Origin of the sequence: Flavobacterium sp., from assembly GCF_044371705.1 — a bacterium.
Classification (GTDB): domain Bacteria; phylum Bacteroidota; class Bacteroidia; order Flavobacteriales; family Flavobacteriaceae; genus Flavobacterium.
In genome coordinates, this window is record NZ_JBILTE010000008.1 from 1 (window position 1) to 19,301 (window position 19,301).

Below are 19,301 nucleotides of genomic sequence, written 5' to 3' on the forward strand. Positions count from 1 at the left end.
GTTATCAATTATATTAACATTGATGGCATCACTAGGACCTTGATTAGTAATTGTTATTGTATAAGTTACCGTTGAACCCAATAAATACTGTCCCTGTCCATTCGTTTTAACTGTTACAAGGTTCGCTAATGCATTAGGAGTATCGACATCTGACGTGGAGTTATTGCTTGGATTAGGATCAGCAGTTGTACTCGAGGCTACAACATCATAAACTAAATTTTGAGTTTGAGGAAAATTTGCAGGAATAGGTACGATAAGTGTGTAAGTAATTACCTGACCATTAGTCATGCTAGGAATTAAATTTGTAAGAACTCCTGTGCCGTTTGAACCGTCACTGCCTGTCCAAGTTACTGTAGTAGAATCTATACCGGCAGGAATCAATGCATTGATACTGACGTTTGCAGCAGCATTTGGACCATTATTTGTTACTGTTATAGTATACGTATTTGTTGTACCAGCAGTATAAGTAGTTACACCATCTGTAATTACTGCTACAACATCTGCTTGTGCAAAACCAGTAATGTAACACAAAAAAACAGCAATTATTAGTAAAATTCTTTTCATTATAGGTTATTTTTGGAAAACTGTAAACAGTAGTTTTTGTTTTTTAAACAAAAATTAATGTTATGTTAATTTTTTTTAAAGAGCCAAATATAAAAAAATATCGTCCTGAAGTTTGTTAAATTTGCATAAAAATACAAAATTTATGATAAATGTTATAATTAAAGATACGCAAAACCCAACCATACTAAAATTTGTATTTCCGGATTTTATTACACGCAACCAAAGTTTCGAATACAAAAACATCGATGAGGCTAAAGATAGTCCTCTTGCCCAAAAGCTCTTTTATTTACCTTTTGTAAAAACAGTGTTCATTTCGTCGAATTTTATTGCCATTGAACGGTTTTCTATCGTTGAATGGGACAATATAAAACAAGAAGTTGCGGAACAAATAGAATCTTATGTAAATAATGGAGGAGTTATTGTAAACATTACAGAAGATTCAAATAAAAAAATGCCTATTTCAGTCTACTCGGAAAGCACTCCCAATCCTTCTGTCATGAAATTTGTCGCCAGTAAAGCATTAACTACTAAAACGGCCGAATTTAAATCAATCGACGAAACTGCTGCCTCTCCTTTAGCCAAAGAACTATTCAAACTTGGCTTTGTTAAAGAAGTGTTTTTTGACGAAAATTACATTTCCGTGACAAAATTCGATAGTTTTGAATGGTTAGAAATCACAAACGAAATTAGAAGTTTCATCAAAACCTATATTGAAAATGGCGGAATTGTAATCGACATTTCTCAAATAAAAGAAATTCCCAAACAAGAACAACAAGCGATTGAAAATTTCGATTCTTTAGATACAACCTCACAACAAATTATTAATATTTTGGAAGAGTATGTCAAACCTGCTGTTCAGGCTGATGGTGGTAATATTTTATTTGACTCGTATGTTGCAGACGAAAAAAGAGTAAAAGTTATTTTACAAGGAGCATGCAGCGGTTGTCCTTCATCAACTTTCACCTTAAAAAACGGAATTGAAAACATGCTAAAACAAATGCTTCATGATGAAGCCATAATTGTTGAAGCCATAAATGCTTAGACAATTTCGAAAAAGTTGTCCTATGAAGTATTGATTCTGTCATTCCGAATTTATTTCGGAATCTAAAATGTATTGTTTTTTAATAGTTTATTGAAGCTGAAACGAGTTCAGCTTGACAATCTCGGACATTTTAGACAGCCACCTTTTTTATAATCCTTTTGCACGACAATCAAATGAATGAACTTTCAAAAGAATCCAGTCCCTATTTATTGCAGCATGTTACCAATCCGGTTTATTGGAAAGCGTGGAATGATTCAACTTTAGGACAAGCAAAATCTTCCAATCAATTACTTATCATAAGCATAGGATATTCTGCTTGTCATTGGTGTCACGTGATGGAACATGAAAGTTTTGAAGCTATTGAAGTGGCAAATGTCATGAACAAACACTTTGTCTCCATTAAAGTGGACCGCGAAGAACGACCTGATGTTGATGCTATTTACATGAAAGCAGTTCAAATAATGACCGGCAGAGGTGGCTGGCCTTTAAATGTTGTTTGTTTACCTGATGGCAGACCCGTTTGGGGCGGAACCTATTTCAGAAAAAATGACTGGATAAATACTTTAGAACAGCTTCAAGAAATTTATCAAAGTCAACCTGAAAAAATGTTGGAATACGCCAATCAATTGCACGAAGGAATAAATTCATTGGGAATAAATAACTTAGAAGATTCTTCCAATGAAAATAATCTTTCCATTCCTAATCTACTAATTGAAAAATGGCAAAAAAGCTTTGATTGGGAATTTGGGGGCTATACACGTGCACCAAAATTTATGATGCCTTCCAATTATCAATTTTTGATGGCTTATGGCTATTTAAATGCTGAACAAAAAATACTTGACTATGTAAATCTTACTTTAACAAAAATCGCTTATGGGGGTGTTTTTGACACTGCTGACGGCGGGTTTGCAAGATATTCAGTAGATTTAAAATGGCACGTTCCACACTTTGAAAAAATGGCATACGACAACGGCCAACTTTTGTCGCTTTATGCAGATGCCTATAAATTGACAAAAAATATACTTTACAAAGAAGTAATTGAAAAAACAATTACATTCATTACAAGAGAATGGCTCATGCCTTCGGGAGGTTTTTATTCAGCATTAGATGCCGATAGTATTAATGAAAAAGGAACTTTAGAAGAAGGAGCCTTTTATGTTTGGAAAAAAGACGAATTAAAAGAAATTTTAAACAAAGATTTTGAACTCTTCAGTCAAGTTTTTAACATCAACGCATTCGGCCTTTGGGAACATGAAAACTACGTTTTGATTCAAAATCAAACATTAGAAGAACTTGCCAAAAAAAATAACATAGCAATTGAACTTTTGCAAGAAAAAAAGAAAAATTGGGAAAAGCTACTCTCTGAAAAAAGAGAACTGAGACCCAAACCGCGGTTGGACGACAAATGCCTAACCTCATGGAATGCTCTTCTTTTAAAAGGCTTTACAGATTGCTACAAAGCAATGCCAAAAAAAGAATACCTAACAATTGCATTAAAAAATGCTCATTTCATCATTCAAAACCTTTGGTCTACAGAGGGAAATTTATACCACTCTTTTAAAAACAACAAGCCTTCAGTCAATGGTTTTTTAGAAGATTATGCATTAGTAATTCAAAGCTATATTTCCTTATACGAAGTGACTTTAGATGAGTCGTGGCTAAACCATTCAAAAGATTTATCCAATTACTGTTTGGACCATTTTTATGTCGAAAACAAAAAGTTTTTCCGATTTACTTCCAACTTAGATACCGCTTTAATAGCAGAAAATTTTGAAATTGAAGATAATGTGATCCCTTCATCTAATTCAGTAATGGCAGCAAATTTGTGCAAGCTTAGTATCCATTTTGAAAATAGCTACTATGAACAAATTGCTCGTGAAATGTTAGAACAAGTAATTGCCTCGATTGATTACCCATCAGCTTATTCTAATTGGTTGACTGTTGCATTATTCTTTTCAAACCATCAAAAAGAACTTGCGGTTTGTGGAGCCAACAGTTTACAACAAGTGAAAGAAATCAATCAAAAATACTTACCACATTTGCTGATTGCTGGAACAAGCAAGGACAGTGACTTGCCGTTTTTAAAAAATCGCTTTGTTGACGAGGAATCACTTTTTTATCTGTGTCAAAATAAAACATGCAGTGCACCAATCAAAAATATCACCGCACTTTACAAAGAATTAAACTTCTAAAATAAAAATGATTCGCATTTTTTTGTAAGTTTGGTATTCATTTAAAAACAATAATCATGGGACTAGGAAATTTTTTTAAAAATCTATTTGGTTCTGCCAAAGAAACGGCTTCAGAAGTTTCGGAAAAGGCAGAAGTTGTTTTAGATAAAGCAAAAGAAACAGCAACAGAATATGCCGGGAAAGCCGAAAAATATGTTGAAGAAAAAATCGATCAAGCCAAAGAAAAGCACCCCGAAGTATTTGAAAAAGTAGAAAACTTCGCAGAAGAAGCTAAAGAATCAGTTACAGACTTGGCAAACAAAGTAGGCGATTTTGTTGGAGAAACCGTTGATAAAGTAAAAGAAACTTATCCGGAAACGAGTGCTAAAATTGAAAGTGTTGTTGATGACGTAAAAGAAAAAATTCATGCATTTACAGCTCCAGCAGCAGCAAAAGCTGCAGATGTGGCAGAAGAAGTAAAAGAAGATGTCAAACAAGAAGCAGCGGATATTGCTGATGATACAGAACAAAAATCAGATGAAATTAAAAAAGCAGCAGATGAAAATGCGGATTAAAAAATTATCATTTTTTTAAAATATTTTTAATTCTTAAGAAGTATATTGCAGCTTTCAAACTACATTTGTTTGAAAGCTTTTTTTATGAGATTAATTACATTGAACGCAGACATCGTCATCAAATACTGGGATTATTTTACCAATGTGTTCATGGAATATTCTCCCAGATTAATTTCGGCCACTATACTTTTAGTTATTGGTTGGTGGGCCATCAAATTAATCAAAAAAGTAATTATGCGAGTGATGGCAAAACGAGAAATGGAACCAACACTTTCGAAATTTCTTGCTGATATTTTAATTTGGACACTTAAAATTTTACTCTTTGTAACTGTAATTTCTAGGTTGGGCGTTGAAAACTCATCGTTTGTCGCAATCATAGGAGCCGCAGGTTTAGCAATAGGACTTTCGCTGCAAGGGTCGCTTTCCAATTTTGCCGGAGGAGTTTTAATCATTATGTTTAAACCATTTAAAGTGGGTGACTTCATAGAAGCTCAAGGCGTTAGCGGCACCGTAAAACAAATACAAATATTTGTCACCCAATTGGCAACTGTTGATAATCAAATTATATTTGTACCCAATGGTATTTTATCGAATGGAACGATTATTAATTATACCTATGCTACTACAAGGAGAGCTGATTTAACAATTGCAATTAGTTACAGTTCAGATATAAAAAAAGCAAAAGATGTAATTGTAGAAATTCTAAATAATCATAAGATGATTTTGAAGGATCCAGAACCAATGGTTTTGGTAAAAGATTTAGCAGAAAGTTCAATAAATTTAGCTGTTAGGCCTTGGTCTGCAATTGATGACTTTTTTGTCATGCGTTCCGATGTGCTTGAACAAATTAGAAACGCATTTAATAAAGAAGGAATTGAAATTCCTTTTCCTCAAAGGGAACTTCATATCATTCAAAAATAATAGACAATTAAACTCTTTGGTTTTCGTTATGTCTTAAAAATACTAACCATAAAAATAAAAGTTATGAAATTTAAATGCTCACTTATTTTATTTATGCTAGCAGCAAACCTAAGTTTTGGCCAAGCTAGAATTTTTGACCAATTAGATCCTGTTAATTCGGGCAGCCTAATGGTAAATAATGAACGCTATGAAAAGGTTCAAGGCTTTCCATACGTCACTCAAACATTTATGCTGGGTTATATAGGCATTTCAAAACAAAATTTACTATTCAGATACAACAATGAAGCAGACAACATTGAAGTAAAATTTGACGAAGAAAAAGTATATATACTTACCAAAGAAGAGAAATTTGGCTCTGTGCTTATTGGTCAAAATAATTATGTTTTACTAAATTATACCAATTTAAACGGCGAATCGGTTTATGGGTATTTAATTGAAAAAAACAAAGGTGCAGTATCATTAATGAAACGCGAACGAATTATCATTAAAAAAGAAAAAAAGGTAGAGACAAGTTATGATACCTATGAACCACCTAAGTTTGTGCGAGGCAATGACGAATACTATCTTAAACTAAAAGATAATTCGATTGTACCCTTTCCTAAAAACAAAAAAGGTGTACTAGACTTATTTCCAACTCAAAAACAAGCCATTGAAGATTTTATCAAAGCTAACAAAACATCATTTTCTACTGAGTCAAGTATGATGCAATTGGCACAATTTATCTCCAGCACAATGGTTGAATAAATACTATTCTTTTCTAGGAGCAACAAAAAAGTCTTTTAAATAAAGGGGTTCAAAATAAGCGACATTTTCAAAGTCGCTTATTTTGTACTTTTCAAAACTTAGAGGACACATTTCCTTTGCGGACGGAAAAATTACTGCATCCAAAAAATGGAAAGAATCATTTGCCAAAATCGATTTACATTTTGCAACGCCATCGCCAATAAAATAGACCGTACCTGCCAATGTAGAAAACGATTCTTCAGTGATAATCTCTGCTTTGGTTGCTTCAATCACTTGAAAATTTGTATCAAAAATAGCATCATATACTTCCATTCTTCGAGCATCAATTAAGGGAATAATCAGTCCATCCTTTTGCTTGACTTGTCTGGCTAAAACCTCCATCGTATCAATGGCAATCAGAGGTATATCAAGTGCCAAACAAAAGCCTTTGGCAGCCGAAACTCCAATTCGTAAACCGGTATAGGAACCTGGCCCTTGACTTACAGCAACAGCATTTAAATCGCTCAATTCAAGTCTGGCTTCTTGAAGTACTTCGCTTATAAAAACATGTAATTTTTCTGCATGCGAATAACCTAATTCAGCCTTTTCTCTCAAGACCAAAATCTCACCATCCTTTGCTAGTGCAACAGAACAATTTTTGGAAGTAGTTTCAATATTTAGAATATAAGCCATACATTTTATAAAGGTGCAAAGGTATAATATTCCAAAATAAAAGGGAATTAAATTTAAAAACTTAATTCCCTTTTAGTGGATTTATACTGTTATTCTTTTTCTTTTCGTTGCTCTTTAGGTTTTTCTTTTTCTTTACCTTCTTCTGTAGTATAAACAAAATCACCTGAGTTTAATTCTTTTGTCACAACGGTATAGGGACCCACAATGATACTTTCTCCCTTTTTTAATCCCTCAACTATCTCAATGTAGGTATCGTCTTGAATGCCGGTTTTAACAATTCTGATTTTGGCCTTACCACCAACCTTTACAAAAACACATTCCAACTTTTTTGTGGAAGTTACTGCTTCTTTTGCTCCTTCTTTATCACCATCTTCCGTTTCCGCTGAATATACTGCAGTTGTATCCGATTTAATTACAACAGAACTAATTGGCACGGCTAGCACTTTTTCTTTTCGCTTGGTAATTACATCAACTGTTGCTGTCATTCCAGGTCTAAAAGGAGAAAAATTTTCAGATTTTCCTTCAACTAAATCTAAATAGGACTCCTTCAAAATTCTGACTTTCACTTTGAAATTCGTCACCTGATCAACAGAAATTGCGTCACTGGCCGAATTGGAAATACTTGTAACAATACCTTTAAATTCCTTTTTCAAATAGGCGTCCACTTCAATTTTTGCAGAGTCACCAATATTGATTTTAACAATGTCATTTTCATTGACATCAACTTCCACTTCCATATTGTTCAAGTTAGCCACTCGCATAATTTCTGTACCGGCCATTTGTTGAGTTCCCACTACACGTTCACCTAATTCGGCATCCAATTTTGAAATAGTTCCGTCAACCGGAGCAAAAATTGTAGTTCTTCCCAAGTTTTCTTGAGCTTCATTGACGGTTGCTGAAGCACTTCTCACGTTGTAATAGGCTGCATCTCGTGTGGCTTTTGCCGACTCATAAGTTGCAACGATTCGATCCCACTCTGCCTTGGAGATAACTCCTTTTTCAAATAGGCTTTTGTTTCTTTTATAATTTGCGTCCGATTCTTTCAACTGAGCTTCCGCTTGACTCAAACCTGCTTTTGTATTAGAAAGACTAGCCATGGAACGATTCAAACCTGAGGTATATAAATCGGGATTCACACGAACCAACAATTGTCCTTTTTTAACAACATCACCCTCTTTTATTGGCAACTCAATAATTTCTCCGGAAACTTCAGAGGATATTTTTATTTCAGATTCAGGCTGAATTTTGCCGGTTGCCGATACTGTTTCAACAATTGTAATTTCTTTTACTTGAGCAATTTCAATTTCTTTGCCCTTTTTTGTATTGCCAATAATGCCCATTTTGGCCATAGCTATTAAAGCTAAGATTAGAACAACTACAGAAATAATAATCACATATAACGTCTTCTTTGACATAATTTAAGGTTTTTGAATGATAGGAATACCAAAATAAAATTCTAATATTTTGATGCGGAAAATATAATCGTATTTAGTTCGTAATACTTCAGAGAGCGAATTAACGTATAATGTTTGTGATTGGTTAAAATCAAAAGAATTCATTAAACCTACATCGTATCTTTCTTTTGCATATCTGAATGCTTCCTTTCTTGCCTCTGCTGTTTCAAGAGCTGCTTCGTAGGAATTTAAAGCCCCTTTGGCATCTGTAAATGCCGTGTAAACATTTCGAGCCAAATCTAATTCTTGCTGCTCATAGGCTACTTTGGATCTTTCATATTCCACTTTTGAACGCTCAACAGCATTTCGGGCTGAAAAGCCATTAAATATTGGAACAGATAATTGAACTCCAACGCTTTGCCCTTTATTTGTGTCAAATTGATCAAGTATTGGAACAGGACCGCCGGTTAGAGTGGTAAAATTTGGTTGAACCACTACTTGATTTGTTTCCTGAACAAATCCAATGGGTGATGTAGGATTAGCTGAATCAATTTGGAATCCTGTTACAGAATCTGAATTAGAGGCACGGGTGTTAAAATTGTAAAACCCTTGAAGCGTTGGCTGATAGGCTCCTTTTGCAATCGTAATATCTTTTTCAGCAATTTCCAAATTGGTTCTTGCAATTTTCAATTCTGTTCGCAATTCTTTGGCCTTTTCGTAAATCTCTTCAGGCTTCTTTAGCAATAAAGCATTTTGTTCTGCCTGGTAATTTGGATCAATAATATCAAAATCTCTGAACTCCTTCAATTGTAAAAGTTGTGCCAAACTCAGTTTGGAAATTAGCAAGGCATTTTCAGCAATTGTCACCTGCTGTTGCGAGGCAGCTACTGTTGCTTTCATATCCAATAAATCGCCTGCAGGAATTAGTCCGGCATCCAACAATTCTTCGGTGCGTTCCATTTGCTTTTGGTCAAAACCTAATTGTTCGTTTCTGACCTTTAAATTTTCCTTATTAAAAAGAATCTGCAAAAAGGCATTGGCAACATTCAATCCAATATCTTCTTGCATTTTTAGCAATTGATATTGACTGCCCAATTGTGCAAGGTTGGCTCTACGAAGTCTAGCTTGATTTTGAAGTCCTCTATAAATATCAACACCAACATTTAAGCCAACGGCGGTAAACTGAATCGTTTGATTTTCCAGCAAACCAGTTGTAATATTCTGATTCAAACCAATATTCCAAGAGTGGGATGCGTTGGCATTAACTGAAGGTAAAAAATTTCCAATAGCATCCTTTTTTGAAATAGTAGCCAAATCTTCATCAAGTTCCGAAGCTTTTATTGAAATATTATTTTCCATCGCGTAGGCAACACATTCTTCCAAAGTCCAAACTTTGGGCTGTGCATTAGACGACCATGTTATCAAAATAACGACAATCAAAAAAAACTTTTTAATACGAATGTCTTTCATTAAACGATTATAAAATGAGAAAAGATTTTAAAAAAACAACTAAAATAGTATTGTTTGGTGATAAGACGCAAAAACAAATCTTGTGTTACAAGAAAATAAAAAATTAAAGTATTTTTACAATCTATTTTAATTCATTTTCTATGAAATTCCTAATCTTTACCTTACTCGCACTAAGTTTTCTTATCCTTTTTACTACTTCTTGTTCATCCGGTAAAAAGTTAGATACCAGTAAACCGGAACCGGATTTAAAATCGCCGGTGGCATATGAATCGCAAGTTTCATTTTTAAAATTACCTGTTACAATTGAATTAAAAGATATTGAACATCAGATAAATAAAAATTTGGACGGCTTAATATATAACGATAGTATTATTACCGATGATAATCTAGAGTTAAAAGTATGGAAACAAGCTCCAATTTTAATAAAATCGGATGAAGGAATTAACAAAATCAAAACCGTATTGCCGCTTAAAATCAATGCAAAATACCGGTATGGTTTCGAAAAAATGGGCATTAAGCTCTATGATGTAAAAGAGTTCAACCTTAATGCTTTGATTACTTTATCGAGCGAAATTGGATTGACTAATTGGAAGTTAACTACCAAAACAGAAATAAAATCATTAGACTGGACCGAAAGTCCAACGGTAAACATATTGGGAAAAGAAGTCGTGATTACCTATTTAATCAACCCGGCTGTTCGAATTTTTAAATCTAAAATTGAAAAAACGATTGATGAATCCATCAAAAGCAGTTTAAACTTTAAGCCTTATGTATTAAATACTTTGGAAGAAATTTCAAAACCGGTTCAGTTAAGCGAAGAATATGAAAGTTGGTTGCGAGTGGTTCCTACAGAATTGTATGTGACTGATGCTGAATTGAAAAAAAACAAAATCACCATGGAAATGGGTCTGAAATGTTCCATTGAAACAATTATCGGAAAAGAGCCCACAAAAGAATTCGATCGAAACAAGATTGTTTTGAGACCTGTGATAAAAATGCCTGATAAATTGAATGCAAATATTATTGCCGTGTCAACCTATGCAGATGCGGCTAAAATTATCACCAAAAATTTCAAAGACCAAGAATTCAGCGATGGAAAAAGGAAAGTCCTTATTACCAATGTGGATTTATGGCAGAAAGATGGTAAAATGATTATTGCCCTAGACTTAAAAGGAAGTATCAATGGCAAAGCATATCTTGCAGGCTTTCCACAATTTAATACCGAAACAAAAGAGATTTACTTTGACAAACTCGAATATACTTTAGATACAAAAAATGTACTGATAAAATCAGCAAATTGGTTGGCCAAAGGTACTATTCTGCGAAAAATACAGGAAAACTGCCGCTATTCTATTCAATCAAATATGGAGGAAGGAAAACAAAATACATTAAAATACCTAACCAATTATTCACCAATGAAAGGCGTTGTAGTCAATGGGAAAATTCATGAATTTGAATTTCAAAAAATTGTCCTGACCCCAACAGCTATTTTGGCATTCATTAAAATTACCGGGGAAGTAAATTTAAATATCGACGGTTTGGATTAAAAACTAAACATCTTCTTGAGGTTTCTTTTTAAATTTCATACGGTATACAACATAAAATACGATGGCAACCATCACATAAGGAAATATCATCAGATACACTATTCCGTCATTAATGGCTTCGGCTTTGGTTCCTCCCTCTTCGCTTTCCAATACTGCACGACACATCGCACATTGGGCAGATGAAGAAAATCCAACGAGAAAAATTATTAAAACGAATACGTATTTAAAGAGTTTTCTATACATAGTAAGGAGCAATCATAACATAAACAACAACTCCGGTAACTGCTACATACAACCAAATTGGAAACGTAATTTTAGCTAATTTTTTATGCTTGTCAAAACGCTCTGCTAAGGCTTTGACGTAAGTAAATAAAACTAGTGGAATCACTGCAATTGACAATAAAATATGTGAAATTAAAATAAAGAAATAAACATATCGGATCGCACCAACACCGCCAAAAGGCGTGCTGTCTGAAGTCATGTGATAGGCCACATACATAACTAAAAAAATCACTGAACAAGCGATTGCCGTTTGCATAAAAATCTCATGTAATCTTCTTTTTCCATTTTTAATTGCCAATACTCCTGCTACTAACAAAACAGCGGTAAAACCGTTGATAGCTGCATAAATAGGTGGTAGAAATGAAAGTGGCTCTACATTGATTCCGAAATCTTTTAATTTGAAACTGAATAAAATAGCTACCACCATCGGAATGGCAACAGACAAAACTATAATTAATTTATTGAATTTATTTTCAGCAGAATAATTGGGCTCCATAGTTATTTTTCGTTTAATAGTACTTTTATATCTTGTTTTAACGCTTCAATTCCGGCATCTTCCAATCCGTCATAGTATACAATTGGATTGCCAAAATCATCTTTTCTGCTTCGGATGTTTCCTTTTTTATCTACTAATGCAAATAATCCGGAATGTTCAAAACCTCCTTCGGCATCACCATTTTGAGCTGCATAAAGATTAAATCCCTTATTTGCAATTTCATAGATATAGTCTTGATTGCCGGTTAAAAAATTCCAATTGGGCGAAGTCACACCTAAATGCTCTGCATGGCTTTTTAAAACTTCCGACGTATCATAACTTGGGTTTATAGTAATCGATACAATACCAAATTCAGCAGCATCTTTAAAATGATTTTCGAGTTTTAACATATTCTGATTCATCTTCGGACAAATAGTTGGGCAGGTAGAAAAGAAAAATTCTACGAGATATACTTTGCCTAAATAATCGGTATTTGTAATAGTCTTTCCTAAATGGTTAGTCAAACTAAACTTAGGCACGGGGCCAATTTTCATGACTAAATCTGCAGCCGTTTCTCTTTGTCCGGGAGCATTCAATCGGTCAATTTTTGTTACATCATCATTCTTTATTCGATTAATTATTCGAGGAATAAAAATAATTCCAAAAATCAAAATAATAAACGATATGCCAATATAGGATTTGTTTTTCATTTCATTATTTTTTTCGATCGGCATTATTTTTCTTTAAAGCCAATCGGTATTCTGCCAAAATTATTTTGATATCATCCCCCATTTCATTGTGTAAATCGGCTGCTGAAATGGTATTATATCCTTCTTTATATTCGTCTTCCCCTTTTTTGTTCATTCCTTTTCTTCCACGAAGATTTCTATCTTTATCCACAATAAATACGTTGTGAGTACTAACATTTTGATCTAAAGTACCAATCAAGTCCAATTGCTTATAATACGTTCTAATTTCTGCAGGAGTAGCAAAAACATAATGCCATTTCGATAAATCCGAAATACGACCCAACTCTTCTTTAAGTTGTTTTGTTTGGTCTTCAACACCTATAGGTACTATCATAACTAATTGGAAATCTTTAAACTCGCGAACTTTATTATAAATCTTTTGGTTCAGGTTAAAAGCATCACCTTTATTGTGCAGCATATCGGCTCCTGGAAATCCTAAAATTGTTATTTTATCATCTAACGTTAGCTCTTTTCCATCAATCGTTTTCCAGTTTCCAAAATCGGGAATATTCTTGGTTACTGTTGGCAGTTTAGCAAAACTGTGGATCCCACTTGCAAAGAAAAGATAAGCAACAATTGGAAGAATAAATAATACAAAAAGGACAATATTTTTTTTCATTTAAAAACCTATTTTTAGGCACTACAAAAATAAAAAAAGGTACGCAATGCGTACCCTTAAACTGAAACTATTATTTTGTTAAAAATTCCACTTAATAGTTGAATTTTTATAAACTTCGTTTATATAATCACCTTCTGTAAGGAAAATCAAAGCAATGTATAATGCAAGGAAAACGAATGTCCAAACCACCGCTCTTTTTAAGCTTGTTCGTTCGTCTCTCATGTGCATGAAATCCCAAGTAATATAATAGGCTTTTACAATTGTTAATACCAAGAAAATGAAATTCAAAGGAATTAAGAAAATGAATGGAGATAGGATCATATTTCCTAAAGTAGCTCCCAATCCTCCTTCAAATGGAGTTAAGAAAGGAGTCATCAAAACAGCCGGCTTATAAATACCTAAAACTACTTCGACAGCTGTTACAATCGATAGAAATATTAAAACACCCCAAATCTTTTGTTCGTTTGATTTGAATTTTAACCGACCTCTGAAAATTGCTAAATTATGTTCGTGTGCCATTTTTATAGTGCTTTTACTAATTATACAAGGTAGAAGAATGTGAATACGAATACCCAAACTAAATCTACAAAGTGCCAATACAATCCTACTTTTTCAACCATTTCATAACTTCTTCTCTTTTCATAGGTTCCTAAAATCACATTAAGGAAAATGATAAAGTTAATTACCACTCCAGAAAATACGTGGAAACCATGGAATCCTGTGATGAAGAAGAAGAAATTAGCAAATAATTTTGTTCCGTATTCATTACGAACCAAGTTTGCACCTTCCACTACATACAAAGCATCATTTAGTTTTGCTAACGATTCTTCTCGAGTAAGTATGGTTTTGTGTTTTTCTTTATTTAATTGCTCATGAACTCCTTTTTTATCGGGATTTTTGTCGTGATATAAAATTTCGGTTCTAATCAACAAGTCAGGATTGGCTTTAAATCCTTCAGTTACCTCATTTACAGAATAAGTGGGAAGTGTAGCTTCACTTGTAAACCAAATACCTTTACTGCGTTCATCTTGTGTTCGCTCTTCAGACAAATTTTTGGCAAAACTTGCTAAGGCAATACGCTTACCATCTTTATCTACAAATTGGAGAATACTTCCACCTTTTGTCTCAATAGCTCCATATTCACCTTTGATGAAGTTTTTCCATTCCCATGCTTGAGATCCAACGAAAATCAAACCGCCAATTACAGTTAAGAACATGTAAAAAGCGACTTTTGATTTTTTCATATGATGTCCTGCATCAACGGCCAAAACCATCGTTACAGATGAAAAAATTAGAACAAATGTCATTAAAGCCACATAAAGCATAGGCAAATCATGACCGTGTAAAAACGGAAAATGGTTAAAAACCTCGTCGGCAATTGGCCAACTTTCAATGAATTTGTATCTCGAAAAACCGTAGGCTGCTAGAAACCCTGTAAAAGTCAATGCATCTGATAAAATGAAAAACCACATCATCAATTTACCATAGCTGGCTCCCATTGGCTCATTGCCACCGCCCCATATTTTTTCTTCAGTTGTAGTAACTGTCGCTCCCATAAAAAGTTTTTAGTTTTAAAAAGTTTTCAAATTTACATTTTTTTTTCTTTTAATAGAAAAAGAAAAATAAAAACAATAAAATCCACAAAATTCCCAGAAAATGCCAAAACATCTCACCCAGTTCAATACCAAGGGTTTGAGTCGCATTATATTTTTGTTTAAAATGATTATAAATAATTATTGACAAGGCAATCAATCCTCCGAAAAGGTGTGCCATGTGCAAAATTGCAATGATGTATAGAAAAGAGGTTGTAATGGTACTCTCGCTTCCGGTAAAAAAATAACCGCTGTCAATGATTTGTCCGAAGCCAACAAATTGCAATACTACAAATCCAATACTAAGTGCAAAGGTGGCCAATAACCACTTTGTAGTTAATGCTTGATTGTTTTGTTTTATTGACTTTCGAGCCAATAAAAATGTAATACTGCTTAAAATAATTACTGCCGTACTGATAAAAAAGGCCGGTGGCATCTGAAAATCTTTCAACCAATCTGCCCGCGAAGTGCTAACCACATAAGCACTGGTTAAGCCGGCAAACATCATTACCATGCTTACCATTGCAAACCACAATAGTAATTTATAAGACTGTGCTTTTCTCTCATTCTGTTCCTGTAAAGTCATTTCCATAATTATCTTAAAAATTTATCTGCAATGTATACGAGTTGTAAAAGTGTTATATAAAATACGCTTACCAACATTAAACTTCTCGCTGAATTTGAATCTTTATTTCTATAGAGTTTAAATGCGAAAATTAACATCCAAATTCCCAGCAAAAATACAACAATCGCTGCAATTGGAGTCAAATACAATCTACTTCCCACCACTCCAATGTAAGGAAAAATTGCCGGTAATACCGAAGCTACAATTAACCATAAGGTATAAAGGATAATTTGCAATGCCGTTGCTTGGTCTTTTTTACCTGTAGGCAGCATAAAGAAACCCGCTTTTTTATAGTCGTCAAACAAAAACCAACCAATGGCCCAAAAATGTGGAAATTGCCAAAGAAACTGGATCATGAATAACGTTCCTGCCTCCAAACTGAAATCATCCGTTGCCGCAACCCATCCCAACATAAAAGGTATTGCTCCCGGAATAGCTCCCACAAAAACCGACAAGGGTGTAACTGTTTTTAATGGGGTGTACACACTTGTGTATAAAAAAATTGAAATCGCCCCAAACATAGCTGTTTTGGGATTGATATTGTAAAGTATTATCAAACCTGCAAGCGTGAGTATACTGGCTATTATAAAAGCTTTTATTACAGATATTCGTCCGGCAGCAATTGGACGATTTTTGGTTCGGTCCATTAAAAGATCTAAATCTTTTTCAATAATTTGATTAAATGTGTTGGAAGCCCCAACCATACAATAACCACCAATGGCCAACATCAAAAGAACGACCCAATCAAGTGAGGCGAAATCGAAAATGCCTAAAAAATAACCCGCGATGGATGAAAACACCACACTAACAGATAGCCCTGCTTTTGTGATTTGCTTAAAATCAAAATAAAACGATTTCAAGGGAGGTATTTCAGTAGCTGTATTCAATGAGAAAGGGTTCAATTTTTAAAAAACTTGTGCAAAGATACAAATTAGATACTGTAATAATAATTGAACATTTCAGAAAAAAAGCATTTTATTGCGATCGGACTAATAGTCTAAATAAAAATTGAATAAATCTGCTCTCAAACCAATAGAAATCCAGTTAGTAGATTGATCAAAAGTTGTTGTTGTGTTGACCAACGGATTGAAATTTCGATATATATAACTTCCGAAAAGTTTCAAGTTAGAAGTTGGATTAATCAAATAACCCACTTGCAATTCAGAAATAAATACTTTTGTTGTATTTCCCTGACCAACAGTCAATCCATTGTCAAAAGGTCTATCGTCATTGTAGTTCAAATAAATATTTCCGCCATAGTTAAATGAATCATCAACTGTACTAAAATCAAAACCGCGTTCGCCAAAAGTTAATTTAGCATCAGCAAACCATCTGCCTTTAAAATACCTTCCAATAAGCACAAACTCATTGAAGTTGGCTCCCCAATTGTGACCCATGCTTTGATTATTATGTCCGTAATTAGTCAAAGGATCACTGTGCGAATACACATAAGGTCGCACAATATTGTATTCTGCTTGTACCAAAAGATCTTTTACATTAAAAGCATTAAAATATTTTGCTCCTACTTGAAAAGCAAATTTGTTTCGCCAACTTTGGTTAGCAGCCTTTACATCTTCCAAAGCAAATTCATCAATTAAAATTTGTCCGTAAAGATTGATTTGGTTATTTAATTTGTATTTTGAAGTTAATCCAAGGGAAATATTTCCACTTTTAGAGGAAGCACTGATTTCTACCGCACGATAAAAAATAATCGGATTCACAAAACTCATGTCAAATCCTCTGTTGTTAGTGTTTCCCCAAATAACCGACTCAAAAAATCCAATGTTTAATCGATTAGAAACATTCCAACTTAAATAATGGTTAGCCATGTATTTGGTTGCATACGTTCCATCGACAGTTACCTCATCGCGAACATCTTTTAACCACATATAGGTACTTGTGTATTTTATCTTCCAAAAAGTGGCATTGATTTTAAAATATGGATACGGACTCGCTCCATCGGCCACCAAAACGGAACGATAACCATCTCCAATAAAATTACGCCCATAACCCAATTGTAAATCTATAAATTGACTAGGGGCAAAAGTCAGATTGGCTTCTGCTACAGGAAAATCATAGGAATCTGTCTTAAATTGTTTGGCCACTCCTATTCCGGGAACTATCGCCGGATTTCCACCGGAAGGCTTAATACTTTCGGCATACTGATTATAATAATCTGCAAACCGCCCTTGACTTTCATAGATAGTTGTAGTAAAATTGAACTTTTTACTCAACCCTCCTTGAATTTGTATCCCTCTCGTATTTTGATAGGTGTAATCATTTTCACTGGGATTACTTTTGCCTAATCGCAAATCAAAAAGAGCATTGATGGTAAACCAATAATCGTCTCCTTGAATTTCGACCAAATATTCATTCCATAATTTTCTACCCCACCAACTCGTTTTTTCTTTCATCAATAATTGATTGGCAGTCTCAAAATCGTAATACTTGTTTACTTCAGCGTAGGTATAAGGTTTGGAAGCGGTATGATTATTTGACCCAATTTGATTCAATTTCGCATCAAATTGTGCATACAAACTATGCGAAAATGGCACGTTCAAATAACTTTTGAATTGTGGATTATTAAATTTCTTGTAAACCATCGAATCCAATTCGTTTAAAGAGGTTGTTCGTGTTTCTTTAAAAGTGATTGCCTGCGATGCATTTGTACTTTCAACTTCGGCACTATTTAACGGAATTGCAATCTGAATACTGTATCGGGAATAAGTTGGATTTCCGGCATAAGTAGCAGGTTTTATTTTATCCATTGCATTAAATACTCTTTTTGTTTCTTGCACCAATTCCGGATAAATAGCGTCCACATATTGCACAATAAAGGCCCCTGTTTGGTCTACTTCAAACAACACATTTACAATTCCTTTATAATTTGAATCCACCAAGTTGGAAGGCGTTTTAAAGGAGCTATAAACTTGCTCTCTAACCTTTTCATTGAAACAGGCTTCCAATTCTTTATTGTATTTATCGGCACATTCAGGAAAAACAGGTGCTTGTTCGATGTTTTTAGCTGCATTTTGAGCCGTCAATTGAAGAGAAAAAAGTAGTAGAAAAGCGTAGATGCTAGTTTTCATTCATTTAATTTTTGGGGAAATTAATAATTTTCATTGGAAGTTTGACCTTGAATGATTGCTTTTGCAGCGGAGGTGCCTATTCTTTTGACTCCCAATTGAATCATTTTTAAAGCTTCTTCATAATTTCTAACTCCGCCAGCAGCTTTTACAGGTAGTGGAGTTGCATTTTCGAGCATCCATGTAATTGTTGGAACTGTTGCCCCATTGGGGGCACCATTTTCAGTTTTATAAAATCCAGTTGATGACTTTAAAAATACGTTGGCATAACAATCTTCTTTAAAATTAGTTAGAATGACATTTTTTATTAAAGCAGTAAGCTGCACAATTTGATGCGGATTTAGGGCCGCAACTTCAATAATCCATTTCACAACTTTATGGTTGGCAAAAGCAAATTGCGTGCCTTGCAAGATTTCTTCTTTTACCAAGGTGTTATTTCCGTTTTTAAAAGCTTGATAATTACATACGAAATCCAACTCGTCGGCACCATCTTCGATTGCTTTTTTTGCTTCACTAATCTTTTGTTCAATGGAAGCTGTTCCTTCCGGAAAATCAATTACGGTTCCAACCAATACATTGGAAGTAGCAGTATCTATGAGTTTGCGAGCCACGGAAACCATATCCGGACGAATCATAATCAACTTAAAACCCTCCTCAATAGCTTCTAAAACAAAGCCTTCTGCAATGGTTTGGTTTTCGGCTTGCGTAAGTCCTGCCTGAGTAGCTGTTTTCAGATATGTTGAATCTAAATACTGTTGCATCTTCATGGTATA

The 19,301-nt window shown here is 34.1% G+C and carries 20 protein-coding genes; 6 read left to right on the forward strand and 14 right to left on the reverse strand.

What is annotated here, in order from left to right; translation table 11 throughout:
* The coding region (locus tag ACIQ2S_RS01215; protein WP_396172247.1) for a hypothetical protein at nucleotides 1-564 on the reverse strand (564 nt) is incomplete at its 3' end.
* Nucleotides 565-706: 142 nt separating this feature from the next.
* Between ACIQ2S_RS01215 and ACIQ2S_RS01220 the strand changes: the two genes are divergently transcribed.
* The 5 genes from ACIQ2S_RS01220 to ACIQ2S_RS01240 all read left to right on the forward strand — a co-directional run bounded on the left by ACIQ2S_RS01220 (nucleotide 707) and on the right by ACIQ2S_RS01240 (nucleotide 6,017).
* Nucleotides 707-1,606, forward strand: a complete 900-nt coding sequence (locus ACIQ2S_RS01220; RefSeq protein ID WP_396172248.1) for a NifU family protein — start codon at nucleotides 707-709, stop codon at nucleotides 1,604-1,606.
* Nucleotides 1,607-1,779: 173 nt separating this feature from the next.
* Nucleotides 1,780-3,798: a thioredoxin domain-containing protein gene (locus ACIQ2S_RS01225; protein WP_396172249.1), complete on the forward strand. Its 2,019-nt coding sequence runs from the start codon at nucleotides 1,780-1,782 to the stop codon at nucleotides 3,796-3,798.
* 56 nt (nucleotides 3,799-3,854) lie between these two features.
* The gene (locus ACIQ2S_RS01230; protein WP_396172250.1) at nucleotides 3,855-4,352 is read left to right on the forward strand and encodes a YtxH domain-containing protein; all 498 of its coding nucleotides are present in this window, start codon (nucleotides 3,855-3,857) and stop codon (nucleotides 4,350-4,352) included.
* A gap of 84 nt (nucleotides 4,353-4,436) precedes the next feature.
* Nucleotides 4,437-5,273: a mechanosensitive ion channel family protein gene (locus tag ACIQ2S_RS01235; protein WP_396172251.1), complete on the forward strand. Its 837-nt coding sequence runs from the start codon at nucleotides 4,437-4,439 to the stop codon at nucleotides 5,271-5,273.
* Between the two features lie 63 nt (nucleotides 5,274-5,336).
* Nucleotides 5,337-6,017, forward strand: coding sequence for a hypothetical protein (locus tag ACIQ2S_RS01240; RefSeq protein WP_396172252.1), 681 nt, complete (start codon nucleotides 5,337-5,339; stop codon nucleotides 6,015-6,017).
* A 3-nt stretch (nucleotides 6,018-6,020) separates the two neighbouring features.
* Here the strand turns inward: ACIQ2S_RS01240 and tsaB are convergent, their stop codons facing one another.
* From tsaB to ACIQ2S_RS01255, 3 genes are all read right to left on the reverse strand, one after another.
* Nucleotides 6,021-6,689 carry a tRNA (adenosine(37)-N6)-threonylcarbamoyltransferase complex dimerization subunit type 1 TsaB gene (gene tsaB, locus ACIQ2S_RS01245; protein WP_396172253.1) on the reverse strand — a complete coding sequence of 223 codons (669 nt, stop codon included), beginning with the start codon at nucleotides 6,687-6,689 and terminating at the stop codon, nucleotides 6,021-6,023.
* 89 nt (nucleotides 6,690-6,778) lie between these two features.
* Nucleotides 6,779-8,104 (reverse strand): efflux RND transporter periplasmic adaptor subunit, encoded by a 1,326-nt coding sequence (locus tag ACIQ2S_RS01250; protein ID WP_396172254.1) that lies wholly within the window; start codon nucleotides 8,102-8,104, stop codon nucleotides 6,779-6,781.
* Between the two features lie 3 nt (nucleotides 8,105-8,107).
* Entirely contained in the window at nucleotides 8,108-9,553 is a 1,446-nt protein-coding gene (locus ACIQ2S_RS01255) for a TolC family protein (RefSeq protein ID WP_396172255.1), read from the reverse strand.
* 140 nt (nucleotides 9,554-9,693) lie between these two features.
* Between ACIQ2S_RS01255 and ACIQ2S_RS01260 the strand changes: the two genes are divergently transcribed.
* Complete coding sequence (locus tag ACIQ2S_RS01260; protein WP_396172256.1) at nucleotides 9,694-11,100, forward strand: DUF4403 family protein; 1,407 nt, start codon at nucleotides 9,694-9,696, stop codon at nucleotides 11,098-11,100.
* 3 nt (nucleotides 11,101-11,103) lie between these two features.
* Here the strand turns inward: ACIQ2S_RS01260 and ACIQ2S_RS01265 are convergent, their stop codons facing one another.
* From ACIQ2S_RS01265 to deoC, 10 genes are all read right to left on the reverse strand, one after another.
* On the reverse strand, nucleotides 11,104-11,343 hold the full coding sequence (locus tag ACIQ2S_RS01265) for a hypothetical protein (RefSeq protein ID WP_396172257.1): 240 nt from the start codon (nucleotides 11,341-11,343) through the stop codon (nucleotides 11,104-11,106).
* On the reverse strand, nucleotides 11,336-11,878 hold the full coding sequence (locus ACIQ2S_RS01270; protein ID WP_396172258.1) for a DUF420 domain-containing protein: 543 nt from the start codon (nucleotides 11,876-11,878) through the stop codon (nucleotides 11,336-11,338). The genes ACIQ2S_RS01265 and ACIQ2S_RS01270 overlap by 8 nt, the downstream gene beginning before the upstream one ends.
* Before the next feature lie 2 nt (nucleotides 11,879-11,880).
* A complete protein-coding gene (locus ACIQ2S_RS01275; protein ID WP_396172259.1) occupies nucleotides 11,881-12,567 on the reverse strand; it encodes an SCO family protein in 687 nt (228 codons plus the stop codon).
* A 4-nt stretch (nucleotides 12,568-12,571) separates the two neighbouring features.
* The gene (locus ACIQ2S_RS01280; protein ID WP_396172260.1) at nucleotides 12,572-13,225 is read right to left on the reverse strand and encodes a hypothetical protein; all 654 of its coding nucleotides are present in this window, start codon (nucleotides 13,223-13,225) and stop codon (nucleotides 12,572-12,574) included.
* 78 nt (nucleotides 13,226-13,303) lie between these two features.
* Nucleotides 13,304-13,744: a cytochrome C oxidase subunit IV family protein gene (locus ACIQ2S_RS01285; protein ID WP_396172261.1), complete on the reverse strand. Its 441-nt coding sequence runs from the start codon at nucleotides 13,742-13,744 to the stop codon at nucleotides 13,304-13,306.
* Nucleotides 13,745-13,764: 20 nt separating this feature from the next.
* Nucleotides 13,765-14,781, reverse strand: coding sequence for a cytochrome c oxidase subunit 3 (locus tag ACIQ2S_RS01290; protein WP_396172262.1), 1,017 nt, complete (start codon nucleotides 14,779-14,781; stop codon nucleotides 13,765-13,767).
* Nucleotides 14,782-14,830: 49 nt separating this feature from the next.
* Nucleotides 14,831-15,409 (reverse strand): heme-copper oxidase subunit III, encoded by a 579-nt coding sequence (locus ACIQ2S_RS01295; protein ID WP_396172263.1) that lies wholly within the window; start codon nucleotides 15,407-15,409, stop codon nucleotides 14,831-14,833.
* 2 nt (nucleotides 15,410-15,411) lie between these two features.
* Nucleotides 15,412-16,329 (reverse strand): heme o synthase, encoded by a 918-nt coding sequence (cyoE, locus tag ACIQ2S_RS01300; RefSeq protein WP_396172272.1) that lies wholly within the window; start codon nucleotides 16,327-16,329, stop codon nucleotides 15,412-15,414.
* Nucleotides 16,330-16,431: 102 nt separating this feature from the next.
* Nucleotides 16,432-18,531, reverse strand: a complete 2,100-nt coding sequence (locus ACIQ2S_RS01305; protein ID WP_396172264.1) for a gliding motility protein RemB — start codon at nucleotides 18,529-18,531, stop codon at nucleotides 16,432-16,434.
* Nucleotides 18,532-18,551: 20 nt separating this feature from the next.
* On the reverse strand, nucleotides 18,552-19,295 hold the full coding sequence (gene deoC, locus ACIQ2S_RS01310) for a deoxyribose-phosphate aldolase (protein ID WP_396172265.1): 744 nt from the start codon (nucleotides 19,293-19,295) through the stop codon (nucleotides 18,552-18,554).
* Nucleotides 19,296-19,301 lie beyond the last annotated feature (6 nt).

Bases quoted from the DNA above. Each gene is read 5' to 3' on its own strand.
- ACIQ2S_RS01220 (WP_396172248.1), top strand. From the start codon at position 707: ATGATAAATGTTATAATTAAAGATACGCAAAACCCAACCATACTAAAA.
- ACIQ2S_RS01225 (WP_396172249.1), top strand. From the start codon at position 1,780: ATGAATGAACTTTCAAAAGAATCCAGTCCCTATTTATTGCAGCATGTT.
- ACIQ2S_RS01230 (WP_396172250.1), top strand. From the start codon at position 3,855: ATGGGACTAGGAAATTTTTTTAAAAATCTATTTGGTTCTGCCAAAGAA.
- ACIQ2S_RS01235 (WP_396172251.1), top strand. From the start codon at position 4,437: ATGAGATTAATTACATTGAACGCAGACATCGTCATCAAATACTGGGAT.
- ACIQ2S_RS01240 (WP_396172252.1), top strand. From the start codon at position 5,337: ATGAAATTTAAATGCTCACTTATTTTATTTATGCTAGCAGCAAACCTA.
- tsaB (WP_396172253.1), bottom strand. From the start codon at position 6,689: ATGGCTTATATTCTAAATATTGAAACTACTTCCAAAAATTGTTCTGTT.
- ACIQ2S_RS01250 (WP_396172254.1), bottom strand. From the start codon at position 8,104: ATGTCAAAGAAGACGTTATATGTGATTATTATTTCTGTAGTTGTTCTA.
- ACIQ2S_RS01255 (WP_396172255.1), bottom strand. From the start codon at position 9,553: ATGAAAGACATTCGTATTAAAAAGTTTTTTTTGATTGTCGTTATTTTG.
- ACIQ2S_RS01260 (WP_396172256.1), top strand. From the start codon at position 9,694: ATGAAATTCCTAATCTTTACCTTACTCGCACTAAGTTTTCTTATCCTT.
- ACIQ2S_RS01265 (WP_396172257.1), bottom strand. From the start codon at position 11,343: ATGTATAGAAAACTCTTTAAATACGTATTCGTTTTAATAATTTTTCTC.
- ACIQ2S_RS01270 (WP_396172258.1), bottom strand. From the start codon at position 11,878: ATGGAGCCCAATTATTCTGCTGAAAATAAATTCAATAAATTAATTATA.
- ACIQ2S_RS01275 (WP_396172259.1), bottom strand. From the start codon at position 12,567: ATGAAAAACAAATCCTATATTGGCATATCGTTTATTATTTTGATTTTT.
- ACIQ2S_RS01280 (WP_396172260.1), bottom strand. From the start codon at position 13,225: ATGAAAAAAAATATTGTCCTTTTTGTATTATTTATTCTTCCAATTGTT.
- ACIQ2S_RS01285 (WP_396172261.1), bottom strand. From the start codon at position 13,744: ATGGCACACGAACATAATTTAGCAATTTTCAGAGGTCGGTTAAAATTC.
- ACIQ2S_RS01290 (WP_396172262.1), bottom strand. From the start codon at position 14,781: ATGGGAGCGACAGTTACTACAACTGAAGAAAAAATATGGGGCGGTGGC.
- ACIQ2S_RS01295 (WP_396172263.1), bottom strand. From the start codon at position 15,409: ATGGAAATGACTTTACAGGAACAGAATGAGAGAAAAGCACAGTCTTAT.
- ACIQ2S_RS01305 (WP_396172264.1), bottom strand. From the start codon at position 18,531: ATGAAAACTAGCATCTACGCTTTTCTACTACTTTTTTCTCTTCAATTG.
- deoC (WP_396172265.1), bottom strand. From the start codon at position 19,295: ATGAAGATGCAACAGTATTTAGATTCAACATATCTGAAAACAGCTACT.